Raw genomic sequence first — 14,304 nt, 5'->3', positions numbered from 1 at the left:
TTCAGTATCAGTTTTATCATGTCCATGTTTTATGAGTGTATTCATCCGAATGACGTCGGATATATTGAATTTATTAAAACTTGTAAAAGTTATAGGATACGCATGATGTTTGAAATAAGAAGATAAGTGAAAGCATTGGACTAATTTGAAATCATCACGCCAAACTTATAAATATATTTTCATAATGAGAAGATCACAAGTGGAAATGCATGAATACCAAATATTGATAAAGCAATTAGTCCTAACATCAATGTCGCAAAAGATTATGGTGATTGAATCAATGTCGCTATGGCAATTTTCCGCTCATCTTTAGTAGCTTTAGCTTTGACATGAATCGGTCCAGAAATTTTTCCTGCTGCATTAATATCACCAAGGATATTATAATCACTAGGGATTAACAGATGGATTTATTTTCAGCCATATCATAACTGGAACAAATAGTCTGATTAAGCCATCAGTAAAACCTAACCGTTCCAATAATCGCCCAAAAATAACACCAACGATAATCGCAAAGCCTACTTCGCTTGTTAAAAATACATCTACTACGCCCTACCGCCGTTTTACTAATTCATCTGCGAATGCAACGGTTTGTGTTTGTCTAAGTATAGAGTACCTACGTTACAAACAAATTGGTATGCAAAATCACCTGCCCACGTTCTATTTCACAATTACCTTCATAAAATGATTGTATATGAACACTCATCTTAAATAAGGGGATTAGAAAATGTATGCCATTCATTATTTTGAAAACAGAATTGAGGTACTCAATGTAGCATCACGGATAATTCCAGCCGTGGATGAAAAAGTAAGGATAAAAGGCCGTAATGGAAAAATCATAAGTGTTGAGAAGATAGGAGAAACTAAGTATATTGTAGATGTCGAGTTTGAAAAGAATGTTGAAAAAAGCAACACAAACTTCAGAAGTATTGGTATGAAAAGAAAATGACTTTTTATTGATACCGTGCATTGTGATAATTCAAAATGCCTGTGCAACATTGAATTCAATGTTGCACAGGCATTATTTATTAGTCTCTGCTGACCATCCACAATATTATATTGTTCATTTTCCTTATGTAAAATCACAGAAACAATTCTAGGTTCTTCTATACCTTCTTGGTATACGTTATAGGTATCAAGATAAGCCTGTTTATAGACTTTACACTTCACCTATATGTACGTTGATATGACGGCAAGGCTAATTTCATATCAGGTATCTCTTGAATACTTTTTATTTTAAATTCATCTTGAACTATAACCTTCCTTAAATCCCCCAGACCATTAGTCCGAGGGAATATAAAGCACACTTCACTATTCATCTAAAAACCGATAAACCTATTGCCACCAAGCTATCCCAACTCTATCAATGCGACGCACTCCACATGACTGCTATGCGGGAACATATCTACCGGCTGGATTTCCTTCGTGCGATAGCCACCATCTTCAAGAATGCGTAAATCTCGCGCTAATGTTCCTGGATTACAAGACACATACACAATCTTCTTCGGTTTATACGTTAGAATGGTTTCTAGTAATTTTTCATCGCACCCTTTACGTGGTGGATCGACGACTAATACATCAAACTGTTTACCTTGCTCGTACCATTTTGGAATAATCTCTTCTGCTGGTCCTGCTTCAAAATGGGCGTTGGTAATGCTGTTTAGTTCCGCGTTACGTTTTGCATCTTCTATCGCCTGCGGTACTATTTCGACTCCGTATACTTCCTTCGCTTGTTTAGCTAAGAACAATGAAATAGTTCCTATTCCACAATACGCATCGACTACCGTTTCATTACCGGTAAGGTTGGCATAGTCAAGTGCCTGTCGGTACAATACTTCCGTTTGAACAGGATTAATTTGATAGAATGAACGTGCTGAAATTTCAAATTCAGTCTCTCCAATTCGATCAATAATGACATCCGCTCCATATAGATTAATCATTTCATTCCCCATAATGACATTCGTATTCGCTGTATTCACATTTTGCATAATAGACGTCACATTCGGTAACTGTTGCTGAATTAATTCGACTACCGCTTCTTTTTGCGGGAATTTTTTATGTCGAGTCACTAGTACAACCATCACCTGACCCGTCTGACGTGCTTTTCTCACGATCAAGTGACGAAGCATACCTTTGTGTGTATGTTCATCATATGTATCGATACCAAGCTGTTGAAGCTTATACTTAAGCATCGTCATCAATTCGTCTGCTTCTTTCGTTTGGATCAGACAAACATCTGTATCCACGATGTGATGCGTACGGGCTTTATAAAAGCCTGTAATTACGCGGTCGTTTTCCGTATCAAATGGTATTTGTGATTTATTGCGGTAACGCCACGGATCATCCATCCCTTTTACTACATGCACAGGTACGTCAGGAAGCTTAGCAATCCGGTCCATTACATCGCGGACAGATTTACGTTTCTGAATCAACTGGCTTTCATAAGATATATGCTGCAATTGGCAGCCTCCACATGTCGGGAATACATGACAAGGAGGTGTCACACGGGAAGAGGATGGTTCCACGATATTTAGTAACTTCGCGAAGCCGTATTTCTTCAATGTCTTCAAAACGTGGACATCGACTGTTTCCCCAGGCAATGTTCCTGGAATGAATAGAGGATAGCCTTCTACTTTCGCTACGCCCGCTCCATCATGTGTTAGATCTTCTATAGTCACTCGAATCTTTTCGTTTTTATTTACTGCAAAGCTCATGATTTTTCCTCCATCTTTCAGATACTTCTAGTGTACCATGGGAAGCCAACAAAAAAACAGACGTAATCATACGTCTGTTTTTTTACTGTTTTTATACTCATTCTTTGTCACTGCATCGTCTTTCAAAACCACAAAGAACGATAGTACAATACCTGCGATGATGACTAAAAAAGGTGCATAGAAAATCAAAAATTCATTCATCTTAATGCCCCCTTATGCATGGTGATTTTCTTTTCCTTTTACATATTCTTTATTGAATAGGAACATACGTAATAGTAAATAAAGCGATGGAATTAGCAGAAACAATCCACAGATGAACGCAATGATTAAAGCGATCGCCATTGCTTGGTTCGTAAAGCTATCGTAAATAGTCAAGTACGGGTAGAGCAAATATGGATAATGCGATGCACCATAACCAAAGAAGGCGAATATGAATTGTCCCATTAGTAATCCAAATGCCACACCATACTGACGCTGTTTCCATATGAGAAAAACCGTACCTAGGAACAATAGGAGCGATATCAGGAACATTGGCCAGAATGTTTGGATGCTTTCGTAATGTAGCGGATTATGCTTACGTAATTCAAATATAATCCCTCCAGCTGCGATGATCGTCGGCAATGCCCAGATGAGCGCGTATTTCCTCAAAAGTTGTGTCGCCTCGCGATCTCCAGCTTTATTCGCATACCATGTTAAAAATGCTGATGAAATATACAATGTGGCTGCTATGCTAAGCACTACAATTGACCAAGTGAGCGGGCTTGTGAACAACTTCCAATAATCTAATACCGGTTGCCCATCCACTAATTCAATAAACCCACCTTCAGAAATCGTCAATACGATCGACAGAGATGCTGGAAGTAATAAACCCGTCGAACCGTAGGCAAAAGAATATCCTTTATGTCCACGGGCTCCGTATGTCTCAAATGCATAGTATGAACCTCGGACTGCCAGTAGTATAATGGCAAAGCTAACAGGGACTAACAATGTGGTGCCATAATAAAAAGCGGTTTTTGGGAAGAATCCAATGATCCCCACGAAAAAGAATACTAGAAATACATTTGTCACTTCCCAAACTGGTGACAAATAGCGCTGAATGACATTAGTCAATATTCGTTGTCGACCCGTAAATAAACTGTAAGCGTTGAAAAAACCTGCTCCAAAATCAATCGCACCAATCATAATGTAGCCAAACAAAAATACCCACAATACCGTAATCCCTAGAATTTCAATATTCATCGAATGTCACCGCCTTTCTCCTGCTGCCGATCTATGATTTCTTGTTCCACAGGATTCCGGATGAACATTCTCCTTAATACAACCACACTACCGATACCGAGAACTAGATAAAGAAGTGCAAAGAGTACAAGCATAGTCGGTACTTGCCCACTAGTTGTCGCACCTTCTGAGGTCCGCATTATATTGCGTAGTATCCACGGCTGACGACCTACTTCTGCTAACCACCAACCTGCTTCAAGTGAAATAAATACGAGTGGCCCCCCTATAACGATTAGCCATCGGAATAAGCGAGACTGGACAAAGGACCATCTTCGCCACATACCAATCCAGTAGACAGCCGACAACATCATCAATAGCATTCCAATGGTTACCATAATATCAAACAGGTAATGGATATATAATGGGGGTGTATCTTCTTCAGGAAACTGATCCAATCCAACGACTTCAGCACTAGGTACACCATGCGCTAAAATAGAAAGTGCATACGGTATTTTAATGGCATATTTAACTTCTCCATCGTCTAACACGCCATACAAAATTAAAGGAGCATTTTCTTCCGTCTCAAAATGCCATTCAGCCGCTGCTAGCTTTTCAGGTTGATACTCCGCTAAATACTTACCTGAAAAATCACCAATCAGCGCTGCACTCACACTAAAAATGAATCCCACTTTCAAAGTCAGGTATAAAGCTTTTTTATGGTAGACATGATCCGACCCACGCAACAAACGAAACGCGGCAATGGCAGCCAACAAAAAGGCAGACGTCATATAAGCTGTCCCAACCACGTGAGCCACCTTTGTCGGCATAGCAGGATTGAACATTGCCACAAGTGGATTGACGTTAATCAATTCACCATTAACTAAATTAAAGCCTTGTGGTGCATTCATGAAGGCGTTTACAATGGTAATGAATACTGCGGAGAATGACGCTCCGAGCGCGACTGGAATAAGAAGTAGAAAATGTTTCTTTTGATTCTCAAAGCGATCCCATGTATATAAGTAAATACCGAGGAAAATCGCTTCAAAGAAGAAGGCGAATGTCTCCATAAATAATGGTAAGGCAATCACATTTCCAGCCAGCTCCATAAAATTAGGCCATAATAGAGAAAGCTGCAACCCAATTGCTGTTCCCGTCACAACCCCAACAGCAACTGTAATGACGAAACCCCGTGCCCAACGTCTAGCCAACAAAATATAATGTTCATCGTTCTTCTTGATACCAACCCATTGGGCTAGCATAATCATAAGTGGGACACCCACCCCAATTGTTGCATAGATAATATGAAACGATAATGTTAGTTCAGTCAATATTCTGGAATAAAAAACTGGATCCACACAGTCCACCTCCTCTTTTCACGAGAACAATCTTCCAACAATAGATAATAACATTATACCCGCGACAATAAATGCCAACCACATCAGACGCTTTTCTTGTCTTTTATACACACCATCACTCCTTGCACAGTTCTATTTTAGGGTTTCCCTTAAAACTCATTAAAATAACCTATTTAAAACAATTTGTTGAAATTTAGACGTATTTTCATATTCATAGTACGTCTACTTGTTGTATACTAATCGATTAACCCATTTTACTTGTAATTAGTAAGGATTTAAAGTATAATTAATTAACTATTGAGAGGTGAAAGTCAATGAAAAGAGTAAAAAGAAAAGTCTTAGCGTATATTACAAAAGGGGAAGGCAGACACCGTAAATTGCTTGTTTATGAGCAAAAGGATCAGCCTGAAGCAGGTTTACAAGTTCCTGGTGGTACAATCGAACGCAACGAACTATTATTGGATGCATTATATCGAGAAATCGAAGAAGAATCCGGTATCGTGCGTGATGAACTTATACTAGAAGGTAAAGTTAAAGCTTCGAAATACTTCCCAGAAGACAAAAACGTAATTTATGAACGTACGATTTTCCATTTTTCTTATCTAGGAGAAAACAAGCACGAATGGGAATATATCGTAGAAGGTGAAGGTAAAGACGCAGGTCAATTATTCAGTTATCGTTGGATGCCGTTGCAAGAAGTGCCAAAGTTAGCTGCTAAACAAGGAGAAGCGATTGAATACATTTAATATCGACCTGATACGATGCGTATTGCATCGGGCTCACCCAATTAATTTTTCACAATAAAAGACTATTCCATCCGAACGTTAGAACTTCGACTGGAATAGTCTTTTTACTTTTTCTTTTATTTGATTTGTTTGGCTTGATCCTGCGGACGTAGTTTCTGTAAAGGTACGAACATTTCGACATGTTGATATAAGTTTTGGAAAGTAGCAGGCAACACGCCACCGTATTCTCCATCCAAATTCAATAATACCTCGTCTTTCGAAGTCACAACAATTTTTTCCGCCTTCGCCGAAACAACTAAAGGATCATCCATATGTTCTCCCCGAGAAGCTAGTGTAACCACACGAATAAATTCTGCAATATTGCATTTCTTTAAAATAAGCAATGTGAAATATCCATCGTTAATACTAGAGTTAGGTGCTAATTTCTCAAAACCACCAACTGAGTTAGTCAATCCTATCAAAAACATCATGGCTTCTTCATCAAATACATTTCCATCATACTCAATACGAAGATGACTGGAATGTATAGAAGGCAACATTTCAATTCCTTTTAAATAATAAGCCAGCTGACCTATTACTGTTTTCAAACGGCTTGGAACTTCATATGTCAATTCCGTCATTCGGCCGCCACCCGCGATATTAATAAAATAGCGATCATTCATTAAACCTACATCGACCGGAATAGAATCTCCTTGGCAAATTATATCTACAGCGTCATCAATTTCTCTAGGAATACGTAAAGCCCTAGCAAAATCATTCGTTGTACCCATAGGAATCAAACCGATTTTTGGACGTTTATCAAAATGTCCGACACCCGCAACTACTTCATTGAGCGTCCCATCGCCACCAGCAGCAATAATCACATCGAATCCTCTGCGAACCGCGTCTCGCGCTGCTACAGTTGCATCACCTTCGCAGCTTGTAGCATGAGCGGATGTTTCATAACCCGCTTTCTCCAATTTTTCGAGGACTTCTGCTAAATGTTTACGGAAGACTTCTCTTCCTGCAGTAGGATTATAAATAATGCGTGCACGTTTCATACACTTTCCCCTCGATCCTTTCGCGTCTGAAATAAGTCAGACCTCTACCATTTTCAAATGGTTTCTTGCAAATTGTTACTTAGACATTTGTAAAACAGGAAGCCACGTCGAACGCATGTCACTATAAACAGCAAGCCAATTTTCGGGCTTAGATGTATATTCAGACATCAACTGAGAATAAAACACTTTTTGCTTTTCTTCAAAATCAGATGCATCTTTAGTCGGTAACTTCGCGCGACCATCCATCACATACTTCTGAAGAACCGGTGCCCGTGGTCCCCACTTTTCGACTACTTCACCTGCTGCATTTAATAGTAGGTACATCGGAATCGAACGCCCACCATTCGTCAAATATCGGTCAATCAGTTCTGGATTTTCATCCCTCAACACAGCGCGAACATCTATATTGGCAGCTTCCGTAATTTTTCGAAGGATTGGATTATTCAGCATTGCATCGCCACACCAGTCCTCTGTAATGACTAATATATGGGGTTTCTTTTCTTTCAGCAATTCAATAAATTCATCATCCTGTGGTACTTCAAATGCATTATAGATCAAAAAACTGTTTTCCTTATGTGTTTCCATTTTGTCCATATACGTTTGAAGTGATACAGCATCTTCAAAATATTGTTGTTCTGTTTTCAATATAATCCCCCCTGTTTCACTGTGTAAGTTAACGTGGAAAAACGTCCAGGATCAGACTATTTTGGCCTCTCCTGGAACGTTTTCATTGGATTGATAGATTAACGTTTCTTGATCTCTTCCATCAATAATTTATTTACAAGCGGCGGATTGGCTTGTCCTTTTGTTGCTTTCATAACTTGTCCAACTAAGAATCCAACTGCACGATCTTTACCATTTTTAAAGTCTTCAATTGATTGTTCATTATTGTCCAGGATCTCAGTAATGATTGTACGTAATGTACCTTCATCTGAAATTTGAACAAGTCCTTTTTCTTTGACGATATCAGCAGGATTTCCACCTTTTTTCACGAGATCAGTAAATACTTTTTTCGCGATTTTAGAAGAAATCGTACCATCTGTAATCAATTTTACAAGTTGTGCTAAGTTTTCAGGTGTCAGCGGAGTATCATGCAGTTCTTTCGATTCTGCATTTAGATAAGCTGATACATCCCCCATCAACCAGTTAGAAGCCAATTTGGGTTCCGCTCCAGCTTTTACGGTTGCATCAAAGAAATCAGACATTTCTTTCGTCAACGTTAATACGTGTGCATCATATTCTGGAAGATCCATTTCGGATACATAACGTTCTTTACGCGCATCCGGTAACTCAGGAATTTCATTACGAACACGATCCATCCATTCTTGTTCAATATGAACGTCCGGTAAGTCTGGATCGTTGATGAAACGATAGTCATTGGCACTACCTTTGATACGCATCAATACTGTATCGCCAGTTGCTTCATCGTAACGACGTGTTTCTTGTTGAATGGTACCGCCAGACAATAGGATTTTTTCTTGACGTGCTACTTCATTCGCAATACCGCGGCGAATAAAGTTGAATGAGTTCAAGTTTTTCAATTCTGTTTTTGTTCCGAATTTCTCTTGGCCAAATGGACGTAATGAAATATTCGCGTCACAGCGAAGTGAGCCTTCTTCCATACGAACGTCAGATACGCCTGTGTATTGAATGATTGCTTTTAGTTTTTCCAAGAATGCATAGGCTTCTTCAGGAGAGCGGACATCTGCTTCTGTTACGATTTCGATTAGCGGTGTACCCTGACGGTTTAAATCGACCAATGAGTGGCCGTTTTCAGTGTGCGTTAATTTCCCTGCGTCTTCTTCTAGATGTACACGCTCAATACGAATTTTCTTTTTCTTGCCATCCACTTCAATTTCAATCCAACCATTCGCTCCAACAGGGCGCTTGTCCTGAGTGATTTGATATGCTTTTGGGTTATCTGGATAAAAGTAATGCTTACGATCGAAGTTCATAATCGGCGCGATGTCACAGTTCAATGCCATGGAAGCTTTCATTCCGTATTCGATTGCTTTTTTATTTAACGTAGGTAAAACACCTGGATATGCGATGTCTGTTACGTGAATGTTTTTATTTGGCTCTGCACCGAAATGTGCGGGTGCAGGAGACATAATTTTAGTATCTGTTTTTAGCTCTACGTGGATTTCTAATCCAACAATTGTCTCAAAGTTCATGATTATTTCCCCTCCTGAATCGATGGAGTACGCTTGTGGAAATCTGTAGCTTGCTCATAGGCATGAGCGACTTTGTACAATGTTTCCTCGTCAAAGTGTTTACCCATGATTTGCATTCCAACCGGTAGTTCGTTAACGAAACCACATGGTACCGATAGTGCCGGACGACCTGTTAGGTTAGCTGGCACAGCCAAGACATCATTAGCATAATGAACGAGCTGATCTCCACCAGTTTCGCCAAGCTTAAATGCAGTTGTAGCAGCAGTTGGTCCGATGACTACATCATACTTTTCAAATACCGAATCAAAGTCTTGCGCAATTAACGTACGTGTTTTTTGTGCACGCACATATACATCTTCATGATGATCCGCACTCATTGCATACGTACCGAAAATAATACGTTTTTTTACTTCGTCGCCGAATCCTTCTTGACGCGTACGGAAATATGCTTGCTCCAAGTTCTCAGCATTTTCTGTGTGATATCCATAACGCAATCCGTCAAAACGTGAAAGATTGGATTGTGCTTCCGAAGAAGAGATTACATAATACGTAGTGGGCGCGTATTGAATATGCGGTAATTCCACTTCTTCACAAACCGCACCAAGTGATTCCAATACAGCAATTGCTTCTTTTACTGTTTTCGCGATTTCTGCATCCACACCTTCACCTAGATAAGGTTTGGGAACTGCAACTTTCAACCCTTTAATATCTCCTGTAAGTGCTGCTGTGAAATCAGGAACTGCTTTTGCGGAAGATGAACTGTCATTGTAATCTTCTCCTGCGATTACGCTAAGCAATAATGCATTATCTTCTACCGTGCGTGACAGTGTACCGATTTGATCGAGTGAAGAAGCGAATGCTGTTAAACCAAAACGTGAAATACGACCGTATGTAGGTTTCATTCCAACAATTCCACAGAATGCAGCTGGTTGACGAACCGAACCGCCAGTATCTGACCCAAGAGAAAGCGGAACTTCTCCTGCTGCGACTGCCGCTGCAGAACCACCTGAAGAACCACCTGGTACATAGTCTGTATTCCAAGGATTCAATGTATTGCCGAAATAGGATGTTTCTGTCGTGGATCCCATTGCAAACTCATCCATATTGAGTTTCCCCATATTAACTGCACCCGCGGCTTCTAATTTTTCTATAGCTGTAGCGTTATAAACGGGTACGAAGTCTTCCAACATCTTACTTGCACATGTTGTCGTCATATCTTTTGTTACAATATTGTCCTTAATACCGATTGGAACTCCAAAGAGACGTCCGCGTGTATCTGCAGCCTCTTGATCAAGCTGTTCCGCACGTTTCGTTGCTTCTTCCTTTGCAACATGAATGAACGCGTGAATTTTCTCTTCGCGTTGTTCAATCGTTTGTAATGTTGCTTCTGTTACTTCTGTAGCAGTAACTTCCCCTTTTTGTAAAAGAGCTTGAAGTTCTGTTGCTGTTTTACTAGTTAACGTCATCACTTTTCCTCCTACTATCATTGTGCCATGAATGGTATTCTATACTGCGAATTCGATTATAGGATATCTGGAACCTTAATAAGTCCGTCTTCCTGATCTTCTGCACTGGCTAGCATTACTTCACGGTCCAAGATATCTTTTGGCTGATCTTCACGTAAGACGTTGATCATAGCAACAGGATGTGTCATAGGCTCTACACCTGTTACATCTACTTCATTTAAATTACTTACACTTTCAATCAAATCTGCTATTTTAACAGAGAAATTTTCTTTGTCTTCCTCGGAGAGGCCAATACGGACGAAATCCGCAAAATACTTGACGTCTTCTTTCGAAAATGTTGTCATACATCGTTCCTCCTCATTTTGCAATCGTACAATTAATCATACCATTTAATCAGTTTCTTGGAAAGTTCGTGTTACTACCTAAAATATGTCAATATCCATAGACGTGTACAAACGGTTCTTCTCGATCATTATCATTGACAATTAACACTTCCGGTCCATTAACTGACGTTACACTTACTTCGATGGGTACATCTTTAAAATGTGTTTTAACCAACGAAGTCAAGTATTGTGAAAATCCAATCAGCTCCGTCTTGCCGAAAAATTGTATAGGAATTTCTACACGTAATGAATGTAGCTTCTGATCTTTATAGAAAGCTGTTCCAATGACATTCACAAAACTTGGGAAGTAATCATCAATGTCTTGTTTGAAGTTCTTGAATGTCGTATTTAAGTCACGATAATTCCCTGTTGATGAAGACGCGGGAAGTAATACATACTGCTCATCTACTTCTTTCCAACCAGTGAATTCATTTTTTCCTTTTGCAGCAAATGAAGTGGCAAAATATGTGCCTGGTACTATATCGTTTCGACTTTCTTGCTTGAACAATCCAACTGCTATTGGTATATCCGCAAGATCGGGGTTACTGCGCAACCTACTTAAAATAATATCAGCCATCTTCTTACCTTTTTCTTCGATTGTTTTATCATCAATCCGGCGTTCATTGCCTTCACGTGGATAATAAATCGAATTCATTGCTAGTCCAATAGTAATGCCAGCCAATTTCACTTTTTTATCGTCGGTCATCTGTAAATAGTTTTGCTCGACGATATGCGCAAGATAAATCGGTGCCTCATCCGCAATTTGGGCCGGTGACATATCATCAGTTATTGCCGGATTGAGACCTGCTTCAAAGTTTGATTTTCTGGAAATCCATTGCTTCGCAGTATCGCGGTCTATATACTGACCCTCCTGGAAGAAATAATCTTTAGGGTCATAATACAATGAAGACAGGCGCAATAAGCCTTCCTCGGTTTCCTGAATATCGTACTTCGTATTGAGGTTATTGACTACCAACCCTCGGCTTGCGCTCTTTTTAAATGGAACCGGTGTCCGGTAGTACTCTTTTTTAACTTGAGCATCAGGAATGAGCACCATTTCCTGCTCACTTTCCTCTGTTTCCTGTACTGCTTTTTCCTGATCATCGCTCGGCGCCGGTACACATCCTGTCAGCAAGACTGCCGACAGAATTCCCGTTATAAGCCACTTAGTCGTTCTTTTCATTCGTATCCACTCCAAGGGCATCAAGCATAGCTTGTTCATCCCAAATTTCAATCTCTAATTCTTGTGCTTTCGTCAATTTGGAGCCCGCATCTTCGCCGGCAATGACCAGATCCGTTTTCTTACTGACACTGCCACTAACAGTCCCGCCAAGCGATTCAATCTGTTCTTTAGCTTCTCCACGGGTCAATTCTGTGAGCTTTCCTGTCAATACGATCGTTTTTCCAGCAAAAGGTCCAGTAGTTGGCAACTCTTCACGTGTGGCACCTTTATAAACCGTATTCACGCCATAAGAACGTAACTTGTTCATTACTTCCTGAACTTCTTCCGTACTAAAGTACGTTGTCACAGAATCAGCAACAATCGCACCGATTTCAAAAATATTTACAAGTTCTTCTTCTGTTGCTTGTTCTAATGCATCGAGGGTACGGTACTCTTCCGCTAAGATTCTTGCGACTTTTTCACCGACATGGCGAACGCCCAACCCAAATAGCAATTTTTCTAATGAATTCTCTTTGGACTGTTCAATAGCCGTCAAAATATTCGTTGCGGACTTCTCTCCAATCCGTTCCAAGCTCAATAGCGACTCTTTCGTTAACGTATATAAATCGGATACATCTTGTACCAAATCAGCTGTATACAATTGTTCAACCAGCTTTTCTCCAACACCCTCGATATTCATTGCTCTTCTTGAAACGAAATGGATTAACGCTTCTTTCATCTGCGCAGGGCATTTAGGATTCACACAACGCAGAGCCACTTCTCCTTCAATCCTCACAAGTTCTGAATCGCATACAGGACAGTTATCAGGCATATGGAAAGGTTCTTCTTCACCCGTCCGCTGTTCTTTCAATGACATGACGATTTCAGGAATGATATCTCCAGCCTTTCGCAACACGACGTGATCACCTATACGAATATCTTTCTCACGGATCAAGTCTTCGTTATGCAAAGATGCTCGTCCTACTGTCGTACCTGCTACAAGAACTGGTTCAAGAATAGCTGTCGGCGTAACTACACCTGTCCGGCCTACGCTTAACTCAATATCCAACAGTTGAGTATGCACTTCCTCTGCAGGAAACTTATAGGCTATAGCCCATTTAGGACTCTTTGCTGTATAGCCAAGTTGTTCCTGCGATTCGAAGTTATCAACTTTTATTACAATACCATCAATTTCATAATCGAGGTTTAGTCTATTTTCCGTCCAGTAGGCTACGTATTCCAATACTTCTTCAATCGTCGTACAACGCTTACGTTCCGTATTCGTCGTCAATCCTAGCTCATCCACTTTATTGAGCGCATCCGAGTGACTGTCCAAGCCATATACTTCCGCATCGCCACCTACCGCATAAATGAACGTAGCTAAATTTCTGCTCTCTGCTACTTTTGAATCCAACTGACGAAGTGATCCCGCAGCTGCATTTCGCGGATTGGCAAAAGGTACTTCACCCGCTTCATCACGGTCTTCATTCAATTTAACAAATGAATTCTTCGGCATATACGCTTCGCCACGAACTTCAATCGTTAAGGACTCATTCAATTTATGTGGTATCGAGCGGATGGTTTTTAAATTAGCTGTGATGTCTTCTCCAACTGCACCGTCTCCACGAGTAGCGCCTTGTACAAGACGACCTTCTTCATATTGTAATGAAACGGCAAGTCCATCGATCTTCAGTTCACAAACATACACAGCGTCCCCCGTCGCTTCTTTTACACGTCTGTCAAAATCCTTTAAATCTTCTTCATTAAAAGCATTTGCCAAACTTAGCATCGGATGACGATGAACGACTTTATTAAACACCTCAAGTGGTGCTCCGCCAACCCGTTGTGTCGGTGAATCAGGATAGATTAAGTCAGGATGTTCTTCTTCAATCGCCAACAATTCCTTCATCTTCTCATCGTATTCTGAATCGGGAACAATAGGTGCATCCAAGTCATAGTATGCACGCCCATATTCATGTAAGGTTTTATTGAGCTCCGCTACCCGCTTCTCTAGTTTTAGAACATCATCCATCTATTTTCCACGCTCCT

General features: G+C 40.2%; 13 protein-coding genes. 2 read left to right on the top strand and 11 right to left on the bottom strand.

The features are described from left to right. The first annotated feature begins 724 nt into the window (after positions 1 to 724). Positions 725 to 946, top strand: a complete 222-nt coding sequence (locus tag CSV72_RS11870; protein ID WP_099678520.1) for a hypothetical protein — start codon at positions 725 to 727, stop codon at positions 944 to 946. A 400-nt stretch (positions 947 to 1,346) separates the two neighbouring features. Here the strand turns inward: CSV72_RS11870 and rlmD are convergent, their stop codons facing one another. The 4 genes from rlmD to CSV72_RS11855 all read right to left on the bottom strand — a co-directional run bounded on the left by rlmD (position 1,347) and on the right by CSV72_RS11855 (position 5,284). Continuing rightward, a complete protein-coding gene (gene rlmD, locus CSV72_RS11865) occupies positions 1,347 to 2,711 on the bottom strand; it encodes a 23S rRNA (uracil(1939)-C(5))-methyltransferase RlmD (protein ID WP_099678519.1) in 1,365 nt (454 codons plus the stop codon). 66 nt (positions 2,712 to 2,777) lie between these two features. Beyond that, entirely contained in the window at positions 2,778 to 2,912 is a 135-nt protein-coding gene (cydS, locus tag CSV72_RS17165) for a cytochrome bd oxidase small subunit CydS family protein (RefSeq protein ID WP_255396873.1), read from the bottom strand. Between the two features lie 12 nt (positions 2,913 to 2,924). Continuing rightward, positions 2,925 to 3,950 carry a cytochrome d ubiquinol oxidase subunit II gene (locus CSV72_RS11860; protein WP_099678518.1) on the bottom strand — a complete coding sequence of 342 codons (1,026 nt, stop codon included), beginning with the start codon at positions 3,948 to 3,950 and terminating at the stop codon, positions 2,925 to 2,927. Then, complete coding sequence (locus tag CSV72_RS11855; protein ID WP_199170093.1) at positions 3,947 to 5,284, bottom strand: cytochrome ubiquinol oxidase subunit I; 1,338 nt, start codon at positions 5,282 to 5,284, stop codon at positions 3,947 to 3,949. Before CSV72_RS11855 ends, CSV72_RS11860 begins: the two co-directional genes overlap by 4 nt. 314 nt (positions 5,285 to 5,598) lie before the next feature. Between CSV72_RS11855 and CSV72_RS11850 the strand changes: the two genes are divergently transcribed. Continuing rightward, positions 5,599 to 6,030, top strand: a complete 432-nt coding sequence (locus CSV72_RS11850; protein ID WP_099635282.1) for an NUDIX hydrolase — start codon at positions 5,599 to 5,601, stop codon at positions 6,028 to 6,030. Positions 6,031 to 6,146: 116 nt separating this feature from the next. Here the strand turns inward: CSV72_RS11850 and CSV72_RS11845 are convergent, their stop codons facing one another. The 7 genes from CSV72_RS11845 to ligA all read right to left on the bottom strand — a co-directional run bounded on the left by CSV72_RS11845 (position 6,147) and on the right by ligA (position 14,287). Then, positions 6,147 to 7,070 carry a diacylglycerol kinase gene (locus CSV72_RS11845; protein WP_099678516.1) on the bottom strand — a complete coding sequence of 308 codons (924 nt, stop codon included), beginning with the start codon at positions 7,068 to 7,070 and terminating at the stop codon, positions 6,147 to 6,149. Between the two features lie 75 nt (positions 7,071 to 7,145). Further along, the gene (locus tag CSV72_RS11840) at positions 7,146 to 7,715 is read right to left on the bottom strand and encodes a thioredoxin family protein (protein ID WP_099678515.1); all 570 of its coding nucleotides are present in this window, start codon (positions 7,713 to 7,715) and stop codon (positions 7,146 to 7,148) included. Between the two features lie 98 nt (positions 7,716 to 7,813). Continuing rightward, a complete protein-coding gene (gene gatB / locus CSV72_RS11835; protein ID WP_099635285.1) occupies positions 7,814 to 9,244 on the bottom strand; it encodes an Asp-tRNA(Asn)/Glu-tRNA(Gln) amidotransferase subunit GatB in 1,431 nt (476 codons plus the stop codon). Positions 9,245 to 9,246: 2 nt separating this feature from the next. Then, positions 9,247 to 10,710 carry an Asp-tRNA(Asn)/Glu-tRNA(Gln) amidotransferase subunit GatA gene (gene gatA / locus CSV72_RS11830; RefSeq protein ID WP_099662215.1) on the bottom strand — a complete coding sequence of 488 codons (1,464 nt, stop codon included), beginning with the start codon at positions 10,708 to 10,710 and terminating at the stop codon, positions 9,247 to 9,249. A gap of 56 nt (positions 10,711 to 10,766) precedes the next feature. Further along, on the bottom strand, positions 10,767 to 11,054 hold the full coding sequence (gatC, locus tag CSV72_RS11825) for an Asp-tRNA(Asn)/Glu-tRNA(Gln) amidotransferase subunit GatC (protein ID WP_099635287.1): 288 nt from the start codon (positions 11,052 to 11,054) through the stop codon (positions 10,767 to 10,769). 88 nt (positions 11,055 to 11,142) lie between these two features. Further along, the gene (locus CSV72_RS11820) at positions 11,143 to 12,276 is read right to left on the bottom strand and encodes a CamS family sex pheromone protein (protein ID WP_099678514.1); all 1,134 of its coding nucleotides are present in this window, start codon (positions 12,274 to 12,276) and stop codon (positions 11,143 to 11,145) included. Next, complete coding sequence (gene ligA / locus CSV72_RS11815; RefSeq protein ID WP_099678513.1) at positions 12,260 to 14,287, bottom strand: NAD-dependent DNA ligase LigA; 2,028 nt, start codon at positions 14,285 to 14,287, stop codon at positions 12,260 to 12,262. Before ligA ends, CSV72_RS11820 begins: the two co-directional genes overlap by 17 nt. Positions 14,288 to 14,304: the final 17 nt, after the last annotated feature.

This window comes from Sporosarcina sp. P20a, assembly GCF_002743175.1.
Lineage (GTDB): Bacteria > Bacillota > Bacilli > Bacillales_A > Planococcaceae > Sporosarcina.
The sequence above is the reverse complement of the archived record's forward strand: the minus strand, read 5'-3'. Positions and strand labels throughout refer to the sequence as shown.